The sequence below is a fragment of the Pseudomonas sp. GW821-FHT04D07 genome, assembly GCF_059420225.1.
The window spans coordinates 87770-107148 of the sequence record NZ_JBWKTH010000025.1 but is presented as its reverse complement, the minus strand read 5'-3'; the positions used below and the strand labels follow the sequence as shown (position 1 = coordinate 107148).

20 protein-coding genes are annotated in these 19379 nt (G+C 62.7%); 11 read left to right on the top strand and 9 right to left on the bottom strand.

All coding sequences use genetic code 11. From position 1 onward, the window contains the following. Positions 1–380 precede the first annotated feature (380 nt). Positions 381–1874: a CoA-acylating methylmalonate-semialdehyde dehydrogenase gene (locus AC07T0_RS24445; RefSeq protein ID WP_495003598.1), complete on the bottom strand. Its 1494-nt coding sequence runs from the start codon at positions 1872–1874 to the stop codon at positions 381–383. Between the two features lie 83 nt (positions 1875–1957). Beyond that, positions 1958–3307, bottom strand: a complete 1350-nt coding sequence (aptA, locus tag AC07T0_RS24440) for an omega-aminotransferase AptA (protein ID WP_495003597.1) — start codon at positions 3305–3307, stop codon at positions 1958–1960. Between the two features lie 137 nt (positions 3308–3444). Between aptA and AC07T0_RS24435 the strand changes: the two genes are divergently transcribed. From AC07T0_RS24435 to AC07T0_RS24425, 3 genes are all read left to right on the top strand, one after another. Continuing rightward, positions 3445–4365: a LysR family transcriptional regulator gene (locus tag AC07T0_RS24435; RefSeq protein ID WP_040064038.1), complete on the top strand. Its 921-nt coding sequence runs from the start codon at positions 3445–3447 to the stop codon at positions 4363–4365. A gap of 257 nt (positions 4366–4622) precedes the next feature. After that, complete coding sequence (locus AC07T0_RS24430) at positions 4623–5273, top strand: TetR/AcrR family transcriptional regulator (protein WP_495003596.1); 651 nt, start codon at positions 4623–4625, stop codon at positions 5271–5273. Between the two features lie 27 nt (positions 5274–5300). Next, a complete protein-coding gene (locus tag AC07T0_RS24425; RefSeq protein ID WP_495003595.1) occupies positions 5301–5888 on the top strand; it encodes an IMPACT family protein in 588 nt (195 codons plus the stop codon). Positions 5889–6226: 338 nt separating this feature from the next. On the opposite strand, the gene AC07T0_RS24420 is transcribed toward AC07T0_RS24425, so the two are convergent. Next, positions 6227–6655, bottom strand: a complete 429-nt coding sequence (locus AC07T0_RS24420; RefSeq protein WP_495003594.1) for a hypothetical protein — start codon at positions 6653–6655, stop codon at positions 6227–6229. Between the two features lie 86 nt (positions 6656–6741). Between AC07T0_RS24420 and AC07T0_RS24415 the strand changes: the two genes are divergently transcribed. The 3 genes from AC07T0_RS24415 to AC07T0_RS24405 all read left to right on the top strand — a co-directional run bounded on the left by AC07T0_RS24415 (position 6742) and on the right by AC07T0_RS24405 (position 8952). Further along, positions 6742–7128, top strand: coding sequence for a MerR family transcriptional regulator (locus AC07T0_RS24415; RefSeq protein ID WP_495003593.1), 387 nt, complete (start codon positions 6742–6744; stop codon positions 7126–7128). Further along, positions 7118–7801 (top strand): SDR family oxidoreductase, encoded by a 684-nt coding sequence (locus AC07T0_RS24410; RefSeq protein WP_495003592.1) that lies wholly within the window; start codon positions 7118–7120, stop codon positions 7799–7801. Before AC07T0_RS24415 ends, AC07T0_RS24410 begins: the two co-directional genes overlap by 11 nt. 197 nt (positions 7802–7998) lie before the next feature. Next, positions 7999–8952: an adenosine deaminase gene (locus AC07T0_RS24405; protein WP_495003591.1), complete on the top strand. Its 954-nt coding sequence runs from the start codon at positions 7999–8001 to the stop codon at positions 8950–8952. A 108-nt stretch (positions 8953–9060) separates the two neighbouring features. Here AC07T0_RS24405 and AC07T0_RS24400 read toward each other — a convergent pair whose 3' ends face one another. From AC07T0_RS24400 to vimR, 3 genes are all read right to left on the bottom strand, one after another. Further along, positions 9061–10440, bottom strand: a complete 1380-nt coding sequence (locus tag AC07T0_RS24400) for an MFS transporter (protein WP_495003590.1) — start codon at positions 10438–10440, stop codon at positions 9061–9063. Between the two features lie 125 nt (positions 10441–10565). Next, complete coding sequence (locus tag AC07T0_RS24395) at positions 10566–11279, bottom strand: ArsR/SmtB family transcription factor (RefSeq protein ID WP_495003589.1); 714 nt, start codon at positions 11277–11279, stop codon at positions 10566–10568. Positions 11280–11539: 260 nt separating this feature from the next. After that, complete coding sequence (gene vimR / locus AC07T0_RS24390; RefSeq protein ID WP_495003588.1) at positions 11540–12460, bottom strand: transcription regulator VimR; 921 nt, start codon at positions 12458–12460, stop codon at positions 11540–11542. A 118-nt stretch (positions 12461–12578) separates the two neighbouring features. Here vimR and AC07T0_RS24385 point away from each other — a divergent pair, with 118 nt between their 5' ends. Both AC07T0_RS24385 and AC07T0_RS24380 read left to right on the top strand, forming a co-directional pair. Then, positions 12579–13592: a zinc-binding alcohol dehydrogenase family protein gene (locus tag AC07T0_RS24385; protein ID WP_495003587.1), complete on the top strand. Its 1014-nt coding sequence runs from the start codon at positions 12579–12581 to the stop codon at positions 13590–13592. Between the two features lie 333 nt (positions 13593–13925). Further along, the gene (locus tag AC07T0_RS24380; RefSeq protein WP_495003586.1) at positions 13926–14105 is read left to right on the top strand and encodes a hypothetical protein; all 180 of its coding nucleotides are present in this window, start codon (positions 13926–13928) and stop codon (positions 14103–14105) included. A gap of 15 nt (positions 14106–14120) precedes the next feature. Here AC07T0_RS24380 and AC07T0_RS24375 read toward each other — a convergent pair whose 3' ends face one another. The 3 genes from AC07T0_RS24375 to AC07T0_RS24365 all read right to left on the bottom strand — a co-directional run bounded on the left by AC07T0_RS24375 (position 14121) and on the right by AC07T0_RS24365 (position 15849). Beyond that, positions 14121–15308 carry a multidrug effflux MFS transporter gene (locus tag AC07T0_RS24375; protein WP_495003585.1) on the bottom strand — a complete coding sequence of 396 codons (1188 nt, stop codon included), beginning with the start codon at positions 15306–15308 and terminating at the stop codon, positions 14121–14123. Between the two features lie 81 nt (positions 15309–15389). After that, the gene (locus AC07T0_RS24370) at positions 15390–15599 is read right to left on the bottom strand and encodes a hypothetical protein (protein WP_495003584.1); all 210 of its coding nucleotides are present in this window, start codon (positions 15597–15599) and stop codon (positions 15390–15392) included. Positions 15600–15645: 46 nt separating this feature from the next. Further along, on the bottom strand, positions 15646–15849 hold the full coding sequence (locus AC07T0_RS24365) for a heavy-metal-associated domain-containing protein (protein ID WP_495003583.1): 204 nt from the start codon (positions 15847–15849) through the stop codon (positions 15646–15648). A gap of 148 nt (positions 15850–15997) precedes the next feature. Between AC07T0_RS24365 and AC07T0_RS24360 the strand changes: the two genes are divergently transcribed. The 3 genes from AC07T0_RS24360 to cueR all read left to right on the top strand — a co-directional run bounded on the left by AC07T0_RS24360 (position 15998) and on the right by cueR (position 19247). Further along, the gene (locus tag AC07T0_RS24360; protein WP_495003582.1) at positions 15998–16384 is read left to right on the top strand and encodes a hypothetical protein; all 387 of its coding nucleotides are present in this window, start codon (positions 15998–16000) and stop codon (positions 16382–16384) included. Positions 16385–16447: 63 nt separating this feature from the next. Beyond that, positions 16448–18835 (top strand): heavy metal translocating P-type ATPase, encoded by a 2388-nt coding sequence (locus AC07T0_RS24355; protein WP_495003581.1) that lies wholly within the window; start codon positions 16448–16450, stop codon positions 18833–18835. A 10-nt stretch (positions 18836–18845) separates the two neighbouring features. Continuing rightward, positions 18846–19247: a Cu(I)-responsive transcriptional regulator gene (gene cueR, locus AC07T0_RS24350; protein ID WP_495003580.1), complete on the top strand. Its 402-nt coding sequence runs from the start codon at positions 18846–18848 to the stop codon at positions 19245–19247. Positions 19248–19379 lie beyond the last annotated feature (132 nt).

The window sequence follows — 19379 nt, the reverse complement described above, 5'->3', positions numbered from 1 at the left end:
GGTCCGGGGCTAACCGAGAGTTTGCGGTGCGACTCGGTCCTGTGGGAGCGGAGCTTGCCCGCGAAGCTTTTAGCGGCCTCAAGGACGCCATCGCCAGCAAGCCAGCCCCTACAAGGTCCGAGGCTGACCGAGAGCCTGCAGTGCGACTCGGTCCTGTGGGAGCGGAGCTTGCCCGCGAAGCTTTTAGCGCCTTCAAGGACGCCATCGCCGGCAAGCCGGCTCCTACAAGGTCCGGGGCTAACCGAGAGTTTGCGGTGCGACTCGGTCCTGTGGGAGCGGAGCTTGCCCGCGAAGCTTTTAGCGGCTTCAAGGACGCCATCGCCGGCAAGCCGGACTCCTACAAGGGATTGTGCTCAACCCCGATAACGCGGCGTGACTGTTTACAGGCTCGGGAACGCGAACTGCGACGCTTCATGACTGGCACGTTGTGGCCAGCGCTGGGTGATCGCCTTGCGCCGGGTGTAGAAACGCACGCCATCCGGACCATAGGCATGCAGGTCGCCGAACAACGAACGCTTCCAACCACCGAAGCTGTGGTAAGCCACCGGCACCGGCAACGGTACGTTGACCCCGACCATGCCCACTTCGATCTCATCGCAGAACAAGCGCGCCGCCTCTCCGTCACGGGTAAAGATGCAAGTGCCGTTACCATATTCGTGATCGTTGATCAGTTGCATGGCCGCCTCCAGGCTGTTGACCCGGACGATGCACAGCACCGGCCCGAAGATCTCTTCCTTATAGATGCGCATCTCCGGTGTCACGCGATCAAACAGGCAACCGCCGAGGAAGAAGCCCTCCTCATGATCCTTGACGCTCAAGCCACGACCGTCGACCACCAGCTGTGCACCCGATGCCACTCCATCGGCGATATAACCACTGACCTTGTCGCGATGCTGACCAGTGACCAATGGCCCCATGTCCAACCCGCACGAAGTACCCGCACCGATCTTCAGCGCCTTGATCTGTGGCACCAGCTTGGCCACCAGCGCGTCCGCCACCTGGTCGCCCACGCAAACGGCCACGGAGATCGCCATGCAGCGCTCGCCGCAGGAACCATAGGCCGCGCCCATCAAGGCACTGACCGCATTGTCCAGGTCGGCATCCGGCATCAGCACCGCATGGTTCTTCGCCCCGCCCAGGGCCTGGACACGTTTGCCGCGCTTGGTGCCCTCGGCATAGATGTACTCGGCAATCGGCGTCGAACCGACAAAACTCAGGGCCTTGACCTCGGGCGCCGCGATCAGCGCATCCACCGCGGTCTTGTCACCATGCACCACGTTCAGCACGCCCTTGGGCAAACCGGCTTCCAGCAGCAGCTGGGCGATCAGCAAGGTCGAACTCGGATCGCGCTCGGACGGCTTGAGGATAAAGCAGTTGCCGCACACGATCGCCAGCGGGTACATCCACAACGGCACCATCGCCGGGAAGTTGAACGGAGTGATACCCGCCACCACGCCCAGCGGCTGGAAGTCGGACCAGGCGTCGATATTCGGACCGACGTTACGGCTGTATTCACCCTTCAGTACTTCCGGTGCAGCGCAGGCGTACTCGACGTTCTCGATACCGCGCTTCAATTCACCGGCGGCGTCTTCCAGAGTCTTGCCATGCTCTTCGCTGATCAACTGAGCGATACGCGCCTCGTTCTGCTCCAGCAGTTGCTTGAAGCGGAACATCACTTGGGCACGCTTGGCCGGCGGCGTATTGCGCCAGGCCGGAAAGGCAGCCTTGGCCGAGTCGATGGCTTGCTGGATGGTCTCGCGATCCGCCAATGGCACCTGATGGATAACCTGGCCGGTGGACGGGTTGTACACAGCGGCCGTGCGACCGGAATCGCTGACCAGTTGGCCGTCGATCAAATGTTGAATTGCGCTCATTGTGGGACTCCAGAACATGGGCATACAGAAGCGAGTCGCCTCGCTCCTGTCAGGGAATAACAGTGGCCTTCTATATAGAAGGATCAGTCGAGCTTGTTCAGCACTTCGCCGACCGCATCGAACAGGCGATCCAGATCCTTCGGCTGGCTGTTGAAGGTTGGCCCGAACTGCAGGGTGTCGCCGCCGAAGCGCACGTAGAAACCGGCTTTCCACAAGGCCATGCCGGCCTCGAAAGGACGCACGATGGCGTCGCCGTCACGGGCAGCGATCTGGATCGCGCCAGCCAAACCGTAGTTGCGGATGTCGATAACGTTCTTGCTGCCTTTCAAACCGTGCAAGGCATTTTCAAAGTGCGGCGCGACTTCGGCCACACTCTGTACCAGGTTTTCCTTTTGCAGCAGGTCAAGTGCCGCCAGGCCTGCCGCGCACGCCACCGGGTGTGCCGAGTACGTGTAGCCGTGGGGGAATTCCACGGCGTACTCAGGGGTCGGCTGATTCATGAAGGTCTGGTAGATCTCGCTGCTGGCAATCACCGCGCCCATCGGGATGGCACCGTTGGTGACTTGCTTGGCGATGCACATCAGGTCCGGGGTCACGCCGAAGCTGTCGGCACCGAACATCGCGCCGGTACGCCCGAAACCGGTAATCACTTCGTCGAACACCAGCAGGATATTGTGCTGGTCGCAGATTTCCCGCAGGCGCTTGAGGTAACCCTGTGGCGGCACCAGCACACCGGCGGAACCGGCCAGGGGCTCGACGAATACCGCTGCGATATTGGACGCATCATGCAGTTCGATCAGCTTGAGCAGCTCATCGGCCAGGGCAATACCACCCTGCTCCGGAATACCACGGGAGAACGCATTGCTCGCCAACAGAGTGTGGGGCAGGTGATCGACATCCATCATCGCCTGGCCGAACAGCTTGCGGTTGCCGTTGACGCCACCCAGGCTGGTCCCGGCAATGTTCACCCCGTGATAACCGCGGGCCCGCCCGATCATCTTGGTCTTGCTCGCCTGGCCTTTCAGGCGCCAGTAGGCCCGCACCATCTTCACCGCGGTATCGGCGCACTCGGAGCCGGAGTCGGTGAAGAACACATGGTTCAGATTGCCCGGCGTCAGCGCGGTGATTTTCTCTGCCAGCTGGAACGACAGCGGGTGACCGTATTGAAAGCCCGGCGAGTAATCGAGGGTGCCCAGTTGCTTGGCCACCGCCTCCTGGATTTCCTTGCGGGTGTGCCCGGCGCCGCAGGTCCACAGCCCGGACAGCGAGTCGTAGACCCGGCGTCCCTTGTCATCGATCAGCCAGCTGCCTTCGGCGGCAACGATCAGGCGCGGGTCGCGCTGGAAGTTGCGGTTGGCGGTGTAGGGCATCCAGTGGGCATCGAGTTTGAGCTGGCTGGCCAGGGAAGCGGGGGCGTTTTCAGACATGTTCATGGGCGAAACCTCGCAGGGCAATAAGCGGCGCAGAAGTTGAAAGCGTTCTTGCAGCTAAATTGCCATGGCGATAAAGTCGGTGAAATCCAACTCTTCTAATGTTCAGTCAGCAGACCACTAAACTATATGACTCAGCTATGAGCAGCCGCCGTCCCGATCCCCTGGCACAAGTCAGCGACTTTGATATCCGCTTGCTGCGCATCTTTCGCAGCGTGGTGGAGTGCGGCGGCTTTTCCGCGGCGGAAACCGTGCTCGGCATCGGCCGCTCGGCCATCAGCCAGCAGATGAGCGATCTGGAGCAGCGTCTCGGGCTGCGTCTGTGCCAACGCGGACGCGCCGGTTTCTCCCTGACCGAGGAGGGTCGCGAGGTCTATCACTCGGCGCTGCAACTGTTGGGCGCCCTGGAGAGTTTTCGCACCGAGGTCAACGGCCTGCACCAACACCTGCGCGGTGAACTGACCATCGGCCTGACCGATAACCTGGTCACCCTGCCGCATATGCGTATCACCCATGCGCTGGCCCAGTTGAAGGAGCGTGGACCGGATGTGCAGATCCAGATTCGCATGATCGCCCCCAACGAGGTGGAACAAGGCGTGCTCGACGGGCGCCTGCATGTCGGGGTGGTGCCCCAGGCCAGCGCCCTGTCAGGCCTGGAGTACCAGCCGCTGTACAGCGAACGTTCACTGCTCTACTGCGCGGTGGGTCATCCGCTGTTCTATGTCGACGACAAGCAACTGGACGATGACCGTCTCAACGCTCAGGACGCCATCGCCCCGACCTTTCGCCTGCCGGCCGAGATCCAGGCGCATTACCAGGCGCTCAATTGCACCGCGAGCGCCTCGGACCGTGAAGGCATGGCGTTCCTGATCCTGACCGGACGCTATATCGGCTACCTGCCCGACCACTACGCCAGCCTCTGGGTCCAGCAAGGTCGGCTGCGCGCGCTCAAGGCCGGCAGCCGCTTCTATGACCTGAGCCTGGCTTCGGTGACACGCAAGGGCCGACGACCGCACCTGGTGCTGGAAAGTTTCCTGGAGAGCCTGGCGGCGACCCGCTGAGCGGATATCCACAGACCTACCCCTTGTAGCTGGCTTGCCAGCGATGCCGCCCTCAAGGCCACCGCCGCTTAAAAGCCCAACTGCCAACAAGCCGGCGCCGGCAAAATATCGTCCCCAAGCCACTGCCGCAAATAGTTGCCCCGAAAGCGACAGAGTCGGCCTGGATCAAGGCTTTATATGATGACAGGACTTGTCTCAACCCCCTGGGTACGCTATCTGTGCACAGGTTACACCCACAGACCCGCTCGGAACTGCCTATGACCGTTGAAGCCCCTGCCCACGCCGGAAAGCCCGCCAGCCGAATTCGCCAGAAAAACCAGGAAGCGATAATCAAGGCCGCCGAAGACGAGTTCGCCCGCCATGGTTTCAAAGGCACCAGCATGAACACCATCGCCCTGAACGCCGGGCTACCCAAGGCCAACTTGCATTACTACTTCACCCACAAGCTGGGTCTGTACATCGCGGTACTGAGCAATATCCTCGAACAGTGGGATAACACCTTCAATCACCTCAGTGCCGAAGACGATCCGGCGCAGGCGCTGACCCGCTATATTCGCGCCAAGATGGAGTTCTCCCGGCGCCAGCCACAGGCCTCGCGGATCTTTGCCATGGAAATCATCAGCGGTGGCGAGTGCCTCACCGAGCATTTCAACCAGGACTACCGCGCCTGGTTCCAGGGCCGGGCGAACGTGTTCCAAGCCTGGATCGATGCTGGCAAGATGGACCCGGTCGACCCCGTGCACCTGATCTTCCTGCTCTGGGGCAGCACCCAGCATTACGCCGACTTCGCCACCCAGATCTGCCGGGTCACCGGCCGCCCGCGGCTGACCAAGCAGGATATGGAAGACGCCAGCAACAACCTGATCCATATTATCCTCAAGGGCTGCGGCCTGACGCCGTCACTCTGATCCTCCTGAACTGAAGCCGAATCCCGTATGCCTTTTACCCTTGCCGGCCTTTGCGAATACCGCGAGGAAATTCGCAAAAGCCGCTTTATCACCCTTGCCGCCCCGATCACCAGCGTTGCCGAAGCCCAGGCCTTTATCGAGCAACACAGCGACCTGGATGCCACCCACAACTGCTGGGCCTGGAAACTCGCCGACCAGTACCGCAGCAGTGACGACGGCGAACCCGGCGGTACCGCGGGCCGGCCGATCCTGGCCGCCATCGAAGCCCAGGATTGCGACCAGGTCGTGGTGTTGGTCATCCGCTGGTACGGCGGCATCCAATTGGGCACCGGTGGCTTGGCCCGCGCCTATGGCGGCGGCGCCAACAAGTGCCTGCAGACTGCCGAACGCCTGCCACTGATCAGCCGGGTCGCGCTGAGCTGCGCCTGCGGCTTCAGTGAACTGGCGCTGGTCAAGCTGCGGCTGGCCGAACTCGGCGGCCTGATCCTCGTGGAACAGTTCACCGCCAATGGCGTGGAACTGCAACTGGCGGTGGGCCAAGCACAGATCGATACACTGCAACGGCAACTGGCCGATCTCAGCCGCGGGCGCATTCTCTTGCAGCGCCAGGGGTAATCGACCCTCTGTCCACACTGACGGGACAGCCCCACCGGTTGCCCACAATCACTGTGCACCCGACTGTGGATAACCTGAGTACATCCGCCTGTAACCCTTCTGCAACGTGGCTTTGCGGGCGCTGATCAGTTTTTGTCCAATAACCCTTCAGCGACGCAAAATCGTCCGTTAAACAGAGAGTTACCGGGATTTATCGCGTTTGGAAAATAGCCAAATGGCCTTTATAGCCAAGCCGCGAGCTTGCACACAGATACTGTGGAGCAACCTGTGGATAAGCCGTGCAAGGGTGGCCGGGGCGCCGGTCCGGCCAAGCCTGCGGAGGATTGATCATTTTTCGATCAAAGCGCATCGAGCGATCTCGCCTGATCGAACTCTCCGCGTACCGGTAATAACTGCGCGCCCCCCCAGGCCAGTTCGAAGAACAGGAACACCGCGATGATCATGCTCGCCCCCTGGCTCAGGGCATACGCCTGCCAGGTCGCAAACAGCATCCGCCCCGCCGCGTCATAACGGCCGAAGGTCGGTTGCGGGTCGCGGATACGCAAGACCGCCCAGACGCAAACGATCGAGCCCAACAGGTTGGCCATCAACAGGTGCGCGGGCGCGAACGGCGGAAAACTGCCCGGCAGGTTCAGCGTCGCGGCCAGCGCCAACAACGCACTGTGCAGGGCGAGAAAACTCCAGGGCGTGACAAAGCCCGCCGTGACGATCAGGTCATACCAAGCGCTGGCCCGAACCAGCCGACGGTAGTGTGCCGGGCTCCACATACTGCATCTCCATAACCATTCAAGGAGCACAGAGGCTAAAGCCTGGAGTATGCTCCAAGGTCAAGCCTTTCCAGAGAACGAAGAGCATGCGTATCGGTGAACTGGCCCGGGCCTGTGCCGTCAGTTGCGACACCCTGCGTTTCTACGAGCAGCGCGGCTTGATCGTTGCCCAACGCAGCGCCAACGGCTATCGCGACTATCCTGCCGAGATGGTGCAACTGGTGCAGTACATCAAGACCGCCCAGCGTCTGGGCTTCAGTCTGGGCGAAATCGGCAGCAGCGTCGCCGGGGTGTGGAACGCGCCGGATGCCGACAGCGCGGTGACGCAACTGTTGCAAGACAAGCTCAGGCTGATCGAAGCACGCATGGCCGAGCTGGACGAGTTACGCCAGGAATTGCAGCATCGCCTGCAACAAAGTTGTCCTCTGAGAACTGGATTTTCATCTCACAAGGAGTTTGCTCATGAGCAGTAAGAATGCATTGATCATCGGTGCTTCCCGAGGCCTTGGACTCGGGCTGGCCCAACAACTGCTGGCCGACGGCTGGGACGTGACCGCCACCGTACGCGACGTCCACAAGGCCGATGCCTTGAAAGCCCTCGGCCCGGTACGCATCGAAGCCCTGGATATGGCCGATCACGCGGCGGTGAGCACCCTGGCGCAACACCTGGAAGGCCAGGTATTCGACTTGCTGTTCGTCAATGCCGGCGTCAAGGGGCCTGACGACCAGCGGCCGGGCAGCGCCGTGCTGGCGCAGATCGGCCAGTTGTTCATGACCAATGCCATCGCCCCCGTGGCCCTGGCCCAGCGTTTCGTCAGCCAGATCCGCCCGGGCAATGGCGTGATTGCTTTCATGAGTTCGGTCCTGGGCAGCGTGACCATGCCCGATGCGCCGAACCTGGCCTTCTACAAGGCGAGCAAGGCCGCACTGAACTCCATGACCAGCACCTTCCTGAGCGAAATCGAGGCACCAACCTTTACCGTCCTGTCGATGCATCCGGGCTGGGTGAGAACCGACATGGGTGGCGAGGGGGCGGACATCGACGTGGCCACCAGCGTTCGCGGCCTGGTCGACCAGATCAACGCCTATGCCGGCCGAGGTGGTCATCACTTCATCAACTACCGGGGCGAGACCATTCCCTGGTAAGCGGCCTACCCCTGTAGGAGCGAGCTTGCTCGCGATGGACGTCAACGATGACGTGGGGAACCTGATGCTCCGCGGTGCCGGGGCCACCATCGCGAGCAATCTCGCGCCTACAGGAGTCAAATTCAGCCTGGATTTAGTCAGTGTCTCGACGACATCTGTAGAATGTCCACCCACTGCACCTGATGAGAAAAACGACCATGTACGACTGGCTCAATGCCCTGCCCAAGGCAGAACTGCACCTGCACCTGGAAGGCTCGCTGGAGCCGGAGTTGCTGTTTGCCCTGGCCGAGCGCAACAAGATCGCCCTGCCGTGGAGCGACGTGGAGACCTTGCGCAAGGCCTATGCCTTCAACAACCTGCAGGAATTCCTCGACCTCTACTACCAGGGCGCCGACGTCCTGCGCACCTCCCAGGACTTCTACGACCTGACCTGGGCCTACCTGCTGCGCTGCAAGGCGCAGAACGTGATCCACACCGAACCCTTCTTCGATCCGCAGACCCACACCGACCGGGGTATTCCCTTCGAAGTGGTGCTCAACGGCATCGCCGCCGCCCTCAAGGATGGCGAACAGCAACTGGGCATCAGCAGTGGCCTGATCCTCAGCTTCCTGCGTCACCTCAGTGAAGACCAGGCACAGAAAACCCTGGACCAGGCGCTGCCGTTCCGTGACGCCTTTGTCGCGGTCGGCCTCGACAGTTCGGAAATGGGTCACCCGCCGAGCAAGTTCCAGCGGGTCTTCGACCGCGCCCGTGACGAAGGCTTCCTGACCGTCGCCCACGCAGGCGAGGAAGGTCCGCCGGAGTACATCTGGGAAGCCCTCGACCTGCTGAAGATCCAGCGCATCGACCACGGCGTGCGGGCCATCGAGGACGAGCGGCTGATGCAGCGGATCATCGACGAACAGATCCCGCTGACCGTCTGCCCGTTGTCGAACACCAAGCTCTGCGTGTTCGATCACATGTCGCAGCACAACATCCTCGCCATGCTCGAGCGCGGCGTGAAGGTCACGGTGAACTCCGATGACCCGGCCTACTTCGGCGGTTATGTGACCGAGAACTTCTACGCCCTGCACACTCACCTGGGCATGACCAAGGAGCAGGCCCAACGCCTGGCGCAGAACAGCCTGGATGCGCGGTTGGTCAAACCCTGACCCCACCCTGCAGGAGCCAGCTTGCTGGCGATGAGGCCCGAAAGACTTACATCGCCTATTCGGCCGTCATCGCCAGCAAGCCGGCGCCTACAATGACCGTGTTCAGCCTTATACCTCTGCCACCTCGTTCAGTTCCTCCAGTGCCCTGCCTTTGGTTTCCATGCCAAAACGCCAGACCAGCGCCGCCGCAATCACGAAGCACAGCGCTCCCAGGGCAAATACCCCGCCCTGCCCCATCACCGGAAACACCAGCCCGGTTACCAGCGGCCCGAGCAACGAGCCGATCCGTCCCACCGCCGAGGCGAAACCGGAACCCGTGGCCCGCGCCGACGTCGGGTACAACTCCGGCGTGTAGGTGTACAACACCGCCCACATGCCGAACAGGAAGAACTGCATCAACAACCCCGAACCCACCAGCAGACCGACATTGCCGCCGAACACCGCGCTCTGCCCGTAGAAAAACGCCATGACCCCGCCGCCGAGCAAGGTGACGATGCACACCGGCTTACGCCCCCAGCGTTCCACCAGCCAGGCCGCCATCAGGAACCCCGGAATCCCGCCCAGGGAAATCAGCACCGTGTAATACACCGACTGTGTCACCGCGAAACCCGACTGCTGCAGCAAGGCACTGAGCCAGGAGGTCAGGCCGTAGAAGCCGAGCAGGGCAAAGAACCAGACGCTCCAGATCATCATCGTGCGCTGGCGGTACAGCGGTGACCACAGTTGTTGAAAAGCCGAAAAGAAACTCGGCGCACGGTCCACGCCACGGGGCAGGCGCAGCGGGATCGGCAACGACGTGCGCTTGAGCGAAGTGCGCACTCGCGCCTCGATTTCGCCCAGCACCTTGTCCGCCGCCGCATGATGCCCGGCCTGCTCCAGCCAGCGCGGTGACTCGGGGATGAAAAAGCGAATCGCCAGAACAAACACCGCCGGTATCGCCAGCACCAGGAAGATGTCCCGCCAGCCCACCAGTGGCAGCAGGAAATACGACAGCAGCCCCGCCGCAACAAAGCCAAGGGGCCAGAAGCCGTCCATCAGTGCGATATAACGTCCACGGCGCTTGGCCGGAATCAGTTCCGAGAGCATCGACTGGGCAATCGGAAACTCCATACCCATGCCGAACCCCAACAGGATGCGAAACAGCGTCAGGCTCTCGACGGTCTGCGCGGTGGAACACAGGTAGCTGGCCAGCCCCCAGAGCACGATGCTCCACTGGAACACCGGCTTGCGCCCGAAGCGGTCGGCAAGCAGACCCGACAGCGAAGCGCCGACCACCATGCCAAAAAAGCTCGAACTGGCCAGCAGACCGGCCTGGGCACTACTGAGGGCAAACTCGGCTTTGATCGAGCCAAGCAGAAAAGTCATCATCGCCAGGTCCATGGAGTCGAAGAAAAACGCCAGGGCAATGATGATGAAAATCAGCCGGTGATAACCGCTGATGGGCAAGCGTTCCAGTCGTTCCGCCGCGCTGTAGCCTTGAGCTTCCATGGGATATCCCTCGATTCGAATCTTCGATCGAGTGTGCGGTATCGTCAGCGGGGCTGGTTTCTGGTTACGACCTGTTCGCAGTCTTGAGCGACGCCCGCCGCATCCGTGCGGCAGGCCACTGGGGTTCAGCCAGCCAATTCGAGCTCGACTTCACTGGCCAGCTTGTCGATCTGCCGCTGCCCGAGCGCGGACACCTGCAAGGCCCGGGAATCTTCCCGCGAGGCCAGCCAGCCGGATTGCAGGAACAGTTGCAGCAGCCCGGCACCCAGCGCCCCACCCAGGTGGGGGCGACGTTGCAGGTCGTGGCAGACACAGGCGATCTCGCGCTGCCCATGGGCCAGCGCCTGGATGTACAGGCCGCGCTCGGCCAGGCGCGCCGCGCCCTTGCTGGTGACCCGCAGCCGCAGTTCCTGTTGTTCGACCCAGCCCGCCGCCAGCAGGCGCTGGTACAGCTCGCCGGCCAGCTCCCCTCCCAGATGATCGTGGCAAACCCGCGCGTGACGTAGAGCGTCAGCGTCAGGGGCCAGGGCCTTCACCGCATGCGCCATCGCCAGCGGCGCACTGGCCAATGAAGCGCTGGCCAAGGCTTGCACCGCCGTACCGACTTCCGGGGCGGCGAGGCGGAAGAAACGCTTGCGCCCGCGCTCCTCGATCCGGACCAGGCCACCCGAACTCAGGCGCGCCAGGTGGGCGCTGGCCGAGGACAGCGACAGGCCCGTGCACAGGGCCAACTCATCGGCAGCCCGGGCGCTGCCATCCAACAACGCCCACATCATTGCACTGCGCTTGGGGTCGGCAAGCAACGTGGCAATCTGACTGACGCAAGGTGCATATTCCATGTCTTCACTCCCTGTTGAAACACTGATCGAACGCACACGGGGCATACTGAGGAGTAATCCCGCCCAAGCCAAGACGCGAAAATGCCAAAAACCGGGGGATTTTTTCGTCGTTTGGTAATCAACGGCGGCGAATGAAACAAGATGCGTAACCCGCCGCGAGGATATTGGATCCAATGTCTTCAGCCTAAACCACAATATGCGGGGAGCCGACCTTTATTCCTGAACGGGTTGTAACAGAACCTCTTTGAGATCGGCCGGTCTCATATCCGGGAAACCGGCGCCAGGCGCCCGAGTTGGGCGCATCGCCGGCTCAGCATCTCGCGCAACAAGTTCACCGGCTTACTCAATTGAGCGCGATGGGCGCACAACAAATTCAGCGGAGCACGCTCACAGCGCAGCTCCGGCAACAGCACCTGCAAGCGTCCCGCGAGAACATCGGCCGACACATCCAGCCAGGATTTGTAGGCGATACCGACCCCGGCCACGGCCCAGCGCCGCACCACATCGGCGTCGTCGCTGAAACGATCGCCGCTGACGGTCAGGCTGACTTCGCGCTTGCCATCGTGAAAACGCCAATGGTCATGCACCCGACTGCTCAGCATGTAGAGCAGGCAGTTGTGCTGCGCCAGTTGCGCCAACGTGCGCGGTTCGCCGTGCCGCGCCAGATAGCTCGGTGCCGCGCACAGCACCCGGTGGTTGTCCGGCGCCACAGGCAGCGCCACCAGGCTGGAGTCCTCCGGCTCGCCATAACGCAAGGCAATGTCCACCGGCTGGCGGAACAGATCGGCAATGCGGTCGCCGAGCAGCAGGCGCACGGTCAGTTGCGGGTGCTCGCGCTGGAACTCGTCCAGCCAGGGCAGCAGCAGGTTACGTCCGAAGTCCGAGGGCGCCGACAACTGCAAGACCCCGCTGACCTGATCCTGGCCACGGGCCAACAACCGGCGTCCCTCATCAAGTTGGCTCAACGCGCCCCGGGCATATTCCAGGAAGCCCTCGCCTTCAGCCGTCAGTCGCAGGCTGCGGGTCGAGCGCGCCAACAGGCGCGCGCCCAGTTGCTGTTCGATCCGTTTCAGCGCGGCACTGGCCACCGCCGCCGACATGTCCATGACCCGCGCCGCCGCCGACAAGCTGCCCAGGTCGGCGGCCCGGACAAACAACTGCAAGTCATCGAAACGCAGCATGGAGGCCTCGGCATTATCAAAAAAATATTGAAAGAGCCTGCTGTTTTAGCCGGTTTTATCTTCAAGTGAAATAGCCAATCATGGCGCCATCGAAATCATTGCCCGCTGGAGTTTTCACATGAAAGCCATCGCCTTCTATGCATCCCTGCCCGTCAACGACCCGCTGTCCCTGCAGGACATCGAACTGCCCGCCCCGGTCGCCGGTCCCCGTGACCTGCTGGTGGAGGTCAAGGCCATCTCGGTCAATCCGGTGGACACCAAGGTCCGCCAGTTCATGCCCGCGGAAAACGGTGAAGCCAAGGTGCTCGGCTGGGATGTGGCCGGCGTGGTCAAGGCAGTCGGCAGCAACGTCAGCCTGTTCAAGGTCGGCGACCCGGTTTTCTATGCCGGCTCCCTGACTCGCCCCGGCGCCAACAGCGAGTTGCATGTAGTGGATGAGCGCATCGTCGGGCACATGCCGAAAAGCCTGGGTTTTGCCGAAGCCGCCGCCTTGCCGTTGACCGCCATCACCGCCTGGGAGCTGCTGTTCGAACGCCTGCAAATCGCCGAGGACAAGGCTGATCAGGGCCAGAGCCTGTTGATCGTCGGCGCCGCCGGTGGTGTCGGTTCGATCCTGACCCAGCTCGCCAGCCAGTTGACCGGCCTGAAAGTCATCGGCACCGCTTCGCGCGCCGAAACTAGGGACTGGGTAAAAGCGCTGGGCGCCGATCTGGTCATCGATCACCGCCGGCCGCTGAGCGAAGAACTCAAGGCCCACGGCCAGGCGCAGGTGACCCATGTCGCCAGCCTGACCCAGACCGACAGCCACCTCGACCAACTGGTCGAAGCCCTCAAGCCCCAGGGCAAGCTGGCGCTGATCGACGACCCGAAAGGCCTCGACATCAGTAAACTCAAGCGCAAGAGCCTGTCGTTGCACTGGGAGTTCATGTACACCCGCTCGATGTTCGAGACCGACGACATGATCGAACAGCACAACCTGCTCAACCGCGTTGCCGAACTGATCGATGCCGGCGTGTTGAAAACCACGCTGGGCGAACATTTCGGCCAGATCAACGCCGCCAACCTGCGCCGTGCCCATGAGTTGCTGGAAAGTGGCAAGGCCAAGGGCAAGATCGTGCTGGAAGGGTTCTGAGTCGAATCCCGCGCACCTGTCGACCTGACAGCACACCATCCTGTAGGAGCCAGCTTGCTGGCGATGAGGCCCTTGAGCCTTGCAGCGCCCATTTGCACGCCATCGCCAGCAAGCTGGCTCCTACAGGGTTTTCGGCGTTTGCAGAAACGCGGACTCATGAGACAGGTTTGCTCCTGCAAAAAAATCAGAGCAACCACCAGTCAGATGATTGAGCCAGGTCATCTGCAAGCAGAAAATCGGCGCTACAATCGTACCCTCACTGCTGTTTTGGTTTTAATGCAGTCATTTTCAAGCAACAGAGAATGAGTCGTTACCAACAGGAGGAAGTCCGCAATGAATATACTGCTCAAAGAACTGCCCAGGTCCCACGGCAATCAATGGCAGGTCCGTCTGGACCAGCACGTGGTGACCTTCCGTAGCGAATCCGAAGCCCGCGCCTTTGTCAGCACCCTGCAAGCCAGGTTGCAGGCCCCCCACGCTTTCCCCGAACACCAGCAACGCGCCGTCGGCTGATCCCGCGCCGGGAACCTAGCCCTGGATGACTCGCGCGTTCTGCACGCGGCGAGTCGACATGGCCAGCGTGACCACCAGTACACCGCACAGGCTGATGACCAGAGCCATCGGCACGGCGCTGCCATCGTGCAGCACTCCGACCAATGACGCGGCAGCCGCCGCCACGCCGAACTGCAGGCAACCCAGGGTTGCCGACGCGCTGCCGGCGCGCCCGCCCTGGCCGTTCATGGCACAGGCCGAGGCATTGGGCAGAATGCAGCCCAGGCTGGAAATACAGATGAACAGCGGCACCAGCAACGGCCACAACTGTTGCGGGTGCAGACTGCTGATGGCCAGCAGCGCCAGGCCGGCAGCCAGGTAGACCCACACCGCGCGCACCAGCAGAAAGGCCGGGCCGCGCTTGGCCAACAAGCGCGCATTGACCTGTGCCGTCAGGATAAAACCCGCGGCATTGGTGCCGAACAACCAGCCGTAGTGCTCGGCCGGTACGCCATAAAGCTTGATGAACACGAACGGCGAACCGGCGATATAGGCAAACATCCCGGCGATCGCGATGCCGCCGGTCAGGGCGTGGCCGAGGAACAGACGGTCGCCCAACAACCGGCCGTATTGGCGCAACGCCCCCGACAACGGCGGACGTGGGTGATTGGCCGGCAGGCTCTCCGGCAGGCCAAGAATCACCGCGATGGCCGCCAAGGCACTGAAGATCGTCAGGGCGATAAAGATCGAATGCCAACCATAGAGATTGACCAGCACGCCACCGAGCATCGGTGCCAGGATCGGCGCCAACCCCACCACCAGCATCAGTTGCGAAAAGACCTTGGCCGACCCCACCGCATCGCATTTGTCGCTGACCACCGCACGGGAAATCACCATTCCGGCGCAGCCGCCCAGGGCCTGGACAAACCGCGCGCCAATCAGCCATTCCAGGCTCGGGGCGAAGGAGCAGGCCAGGGAGGCAACGGTGAACAGCGCCACCCCCACCAGCAACGGCAGCCGCCGACCGAAGCGGTCGGCCACCGGCCCATAGGCCAACTGGCCGATGGAGAGACCGAGAAAATACACCGCCAGGGTCAGCTGGATATGTTTTTCATCGGTACCGAAGGCCGTGGCCATGGCCGGGAAGCCCGGTAGGTAGAAGTCGATGGCCAGGGGCGCGAAAGCGCTCAGGGCACCAAGAATCAGGATGGTTCGCAGGTTCATCTGGTGTCCAGGGAAGATCGGCGCGGATCGCTAGTCTAGCGGCGCGAGGAGGCCTTGAACATTCTGATAGGTCGCTAACTATTAAAAAAACCGGAACAGCGCACGATCTGTAGATACCGGCTTGCTGGCAATGAGGCCAGTAAGTCCTGCGTCGATTATCCGGCCGCCATCGCCGGCAAGCCGGCTCCTACAGTTGACCGCGCTGACCGCGCTGGCCGTGTTGACCGTGTTGACCGTGTTGACCGTGGTGACCGTGGTGACCGTGGTGACCGTGGTGACCGTGCTGACCATGGTGACCGCGTTGAACGTAGTGGCGGCGGTATTTAGCGGATCCGCGTCAAACCGCCAGCTTCGCCTCATAACCTTCTTCGCTGATGGCGCTGAGCACTTCCTCCGCCGACAGCCGACTGCTGCTGACGCCGACCTCCTTCGCCGCCAGGTCGACTCGCACATCGGCCGCCGGATCCCGGGCCTGAACCGCCTGGGTAATGGCCCGTACACAGTGACCGCAGGACATACCCTGGACATTGAAGACTTGCATGACACAGCTCCTTTCATGGGGGAATGTTTGCAGTCTCAAGCTTGCCACCGTGGCAAGGTCAAGTTCCTGATGACACTGCCGGGCTGGCATTTAACGCGAGCCTGCGCCAAGCTTCGGCATCGACGATCAATCCGTAGGAGATTCAGCCATGCGCTGGTCAGCATTCAGCCTGTTCGGCCTTCTCAGTATTTTCGGTGCGAGTCCTTTCGCCAGTGCGGCCGGAGAGAACTACGCGGTACTGATCATTTCTCGCGAGCGCCTGGAAGTCTCCACCTCCTGCGAGATCGGCATCTACCTTCAGGACCAACTGTCCGCCCGGCTGTTCCAGGAACAATCCACCTCCTTCAACCTGCCGCCTGGCAATGTCTCCATCCGCTTGAAATTCTTGCCCGGACAGACTCCGGGCTGCGAAGCCGGCATGCTCACCACCCCCGAACAGGTGATAAAGCTCAGCGGCGGCGATGTGCGCAAGTTCGCCATCATCGGCGGCCCGGAAGGCCTGCGCCTGAAACAGGTGTCGCTGGGTTATCAATAAGGGCTTGACCTTGCCAATGGGGCAAGGTTGATCCTTGGGGCAACTTCTCCAGGAGTATTGCCCATGCTCGCCTCCACCCTCTTCGACCTGCCGATCGCCGGCATGACCTGCGCCAGTTGCGCCGGTCGTGTCGAACGCGCCCTGAGCAAGGTCGCCGGCGCCAGCGCCGTCAGCGTCAACCTCGCCACCGAACAGGCCCGTGTCCAGGCCCCGGCCGATAGCCTGCCGGCGCTGCTCAGCGCCATCGAGCAAGCCGGCTACAGCGTGCCCACGCACAGCCTGGAACTGGATATCGGTGGCATGACCTGCGCCTCCTGCGCCGGCCGGGTCGAACGAGCCTTGAGCAAGGTACCCGGCGTGCAGCGGGTCAGCGTCAACCTGGCCAGTGAACGCGCCCATCTGGATCTGCTCGGCCAGGTCGATCCGCGCCTTCTGATTGTCGCGATCACGAACGCCGGCTACACCGCCCACCTGCGGCAAAGCGAGGCCGCCGTCGCCCAGGACCAGCAACGTCGTCTGCGCCGCGAGCGCTTGTCCCTGCTGTTGGCGATTGCCCTGGCCCTGCCACTGGTGGTGCCGATGCTGATCCAGCCGCTGGGCTACCACTGGATGCTGCCGGCCTGGCTGCAATGGGCCCTGGCCACCCCGGTGCAGTTTATCTTCGGCGCGCGCTTCTATGTCGCCGCCTGGAAGGCGCTCAAGGCCGGGGCTGGCAATATGGACCTGCTGGTCGCCCTCGGCACCAGTGCCGGTTATGGCCTGAGCCTGTATCAATGGGCCAACGCCACCCCCGGCAGCATGCCCCATCTGTACTTCGAAGCCTCGGCGGTGGTGATCGCCCTGGTGCTGCTGGGCAAGTACCTGGAAAGCCGCGCCAAGCGCCAGACCGCCAGCGCCATCCGCGCCCTGGAAGCCTTGCGTCCGGAGCGGGCGATCCAACTGATCGACGGCCGCGAACAGGACGTCGCCATCAGTGCCCTGCGTCTCGATGACCTGGTGCTGGTCAAACCCGGCGAACGTTTCCCGGTGGACGGCGAGGTGGTCGAAGGCCGCAGCCACGCCGATGAAGCGTTGATCAGCGGAGAAAGCCTGCCGGTACCCAAGCAACCCGGCGACGCAGTCACCGGCGGGGCCATCAACGGTGAAGGTCGGTTGCTGGTGAAAACCCGGGCGCTGGGCACCGAAACCGTGCTGGCGCGGATTATCCGCCTGGTGGAGGACGCCCAGGCCGGTAAGGCACCGATTCAGAAGCTGGTGGACAAGGTCAGCCAGGTATTTGTCCCGACCGTCCTGCTGCTGGCCCTGGCGACATTGATCGGCTGGTGGCTGCACGGCGCGCCGCTGGAGACTGCGCTGATCAATGCCGTGGCCGTGCTGGTGATTGCCTGCCCGTGCGCCCTGGGCCTGGCGACGCCGACGGCGATCATGGCCGGCACCGGCGTGGCCGCGCGCCATGGCATCCTGATCAAGGACGCCGACGCCCTGGAGCGCGCCCATGAAGTCAGCACCGTGGTCTTCGACAAAACCGGCACCCTCACTTCCGGCGCGCCACGCATCGCCCACCTGAGCGCCACGGCCGGTGACGACGACAACGTGCTGCAACTGGCCGGCGCCCTCCAGCGTGGCAGCGAACACCCCCTGGCCAAGGCGGTGCTGGACGCCTGCGCGGAACGCGGCCTGACCCTGGCGGAGGTGAATGACAGCCGCGCCCTGAGCGGTCGTGGCATCGCCGGTCGTCTCGGCGAGCGCGCCCTGGCCCTGGGCAATCAGCGCCTGCTCGACGAAAGTGGCCTGGACGCCGGCGCGTTGGCCGAATCGGCGAGCGCCTGGGAAGCCGAGGGCCGGACCCTGTCCTGGCTGATCGAGCAAGGCCCGCAACCGCACGTGCTCGGTCTGTTTGCCTTTGGTGACACACTCAAGCACGGCGCCCTGCAAGCCATCCAGCAGCTCAAGGCCCGGCAGATCGGCAGCCACCTGCTGACCGGCGACAATCGCGGCAGCGCCAGGGTGGTCGCCGAGGCCCTCGGTATCAATGATGTTCACGCACAGGTGCTGCCGGCGGACAAGGCAGCCATCGTCGCCGAGCTGAAGCAGCACGCCGTGGTGGCGATGGTCGGCGACGGCATCAACGACGCCCCGGCGCTGGCCGCCGCCGATATTGGCATTGCCATGGGCGGCGGCACCGATGTCGCCATGCACGCGGCGGGTATCACCCTGATGCGTGGCGATCCGCGACTGGTGCCAGCAGCCCTGGAGATCAGCCGCAAGACCTATGCGAAGATCCGCCAGAATCTGTTCTGGGCTTTCGTCTATAACCTGATCGGCATTCCCCTGGCCGCCTTCGGCCTGCTCAACCCGGTACTGGCTGGAGCGGCCATGGCCTTGTCCAGCGTCAGCGTGGTGAGCAATGCGTTGCTGCTCAAGACCTGGAAACCGAAAGATCTCGACTGAAGGAGTTGTCATGAATATCGGCCAAGCAGCCCGCCAGAGTGGCCTGAGCGCGAAGATGATTCGTTACTACGAGTCCATCGGCCTGCTCAAGGCCGCCAACCGCACGGACAGCGGCTACCGTTTGTACAGTGCGCAAGATTTGCATAGCCTGGCGTTTATCAAACGTTCCCGGGACCTGGGTTTCTCCCTGGAAGAGGTCGGCAGGTTGCTGGCCCTCTGGCAGGACCGCCAACGCGCCAGCGCCGACGTCAAGGCCCTGGCGCGTCAGCATATCGAGGAATTGAGCCGCAAGATCGAGGAACTGGCCAGCCTGCGCGACACCTTGCAGGATCTGGTGGAGCACTGCCACGGCGACCATCGGCCTGATTGCCCGATCCTCAAGGACCTGGCGTCGGGGGGTTGCTGCAATTGAAAAATCCGGCTTCAGTCGCGATGCTATCCACTTAAAGCCAAACACAAATCCTGTGGGAGCGGGGGGGGGGGGGGGGGGGGGGGGGGGGGGGGGGGGGGGGGGGGGGGGGGGGGGGGGGGGAGGAGGGGGGGG

Excerpts from the sequence above, each read along its gene's own strand:
- vimR (WP_495003588.1), bottom strand. The coding sequence starts at position 12,460 with ATGCTGCGTTTCGATGACTTGCAGTTGTTTGTCCGGGCCGCCGACCTG.
- AC07T0_RS24445 (WP_495003598.1), bottom strand. The coding sequence starts at position 1,874 with ATGAGCGCAATTCAACATTTGATCGACGGCCAACTGGTCAGCGATTCC.
- AC07T0_RS24370 (WP_495003584.1), bottom strand. The coding sequence starts at position 15,599 with ATGGTCAGCACGGTCACCACGGTCACCACGGTCACCACGGTCACCACG.
- AC07T0_RS24385 (WP_495003587.1), top strand. The coding sequence starts at position 12,579 with ATGAAAGCCATCGCCTTCTATGCATCCCTGCCCGTCAACGACCCGCTG.
- AC07T0_RS24380 (WP_495003586.1), top strand. The coding sequence starts at position 13,926 with ATGAATATACTGCTCAAAGAACTGCCCAGGTCCCACGGCAATCAATGG.
- AC07T0_RS24410 (WP_495003592.1), top strand. The coding sequence starts at position 7,118 with ATGAGCAGTAAGAATGCATTGATCATCGGTGCTTCCCGAGGCCTTGGA.
- AC07T0_RS24425 (WP_495003595.1), top strand. The coding sequence starts at position 5,301 with ATGCCTTTTACCCTTGCCGGCCTTTGCGAATACCGCGAGGAAATTCGC.
- AC07T0_RS24405 (WP_495003591.1), top strand. The coding sequence starts at position 7,999 with ATGTACGACTGGCTCAATGCCCTGCCCAAGGCAGAACTGCACCTGCAC.
- AC07T0_RS24430 (WP_495003596.1), top strand. The coding sequence starts at position 4,623 with ATGACCGTTGAAGCCCCTGCCCACGCCGGAAAGCCCGCCAGCCGAATT.
- aptA (WP_495003597.1), bottom strand. The coding sequence starts at position 3,307 with ATGAACATGTCTGAAAACGCCCCCGCTTCCCTGGCCAGCCAGCTCAAA.
- AC07T0_RS24420 (WP_495003594.1), bottom strand. The coding sequence starts at position 6,655 with ATGTGGAGCCCGGCACACTACCGTCGGCTGGTTCGGGCCAGCGCTTGG.
- AC07T0_RS24365 (WP_495003583.1), bottom strand. The coding sequence starts at position 15,849 with ATGCAAGTCTTCAATGTCCAGGGTATGTCCTGCGGTCACTGTGTACGG.
- AC07T0_RS24415 (WP_495003593.1), top strand. The coding sequence starts at position 6,742 with ATGCGTATCGGTGAACTGGCCCGGGCCTGTGCCGTCAGTTGCGACACC.
- AC07T0_RS24395 (WP_495003589.1), bottom strand. The coding sequence starts at position 11,279 with ATGGAATATGCACCTTGCGTCAGTCAGATTGCCACGTTGCTTGCCGAC.
- AC07T0_RS24435 (WP_040064038.1), top strand. The coding sequence starts at position 3,445 with ATGAGCAGCCGCCGTCCCGATCCCCTGGCACAAGTCAGCGACTTTGAT.
- AC07T0_RS24360 (WP_495003582.1), top strand. The coding sequence starts at position 15,998 with ATGCGCTGGTCAGCATTCAGCCTGTTCGGCCTTCTCAGTATTTTCGGT.
- AC07T0_RS24400 (WP_495003590.1), bottom strand. The coding sequence starts at position 10,440 with ATGGAAGCTCAAGGCTACAGCGCGGCGGAACGACTGGAACGCTTGCCC.
- cueR (WP_495003580.1), top strand. The coding sequence starts at position 18,846 with ATGAATATCGGCCAAGCAGCCCGCCAGAGTGGCCTGAGCGCGAAGATG.
- AC07T0_RS24375 (WP_495003585.1), bottom strand. The coding sequence starts at position 15,308 with ATGAACCTGCGAACCATCCTGATTCTTGGTGCCCTGAGCGCTTTCGCG.
- AC07T0_RS24355 (WP_495003581.1), top strand. The coding sequence starts at position 16,448 with ATGCTCGCCTCCACCCTCTTCGACCTGCCGATCGCCGGCATGACCTGC.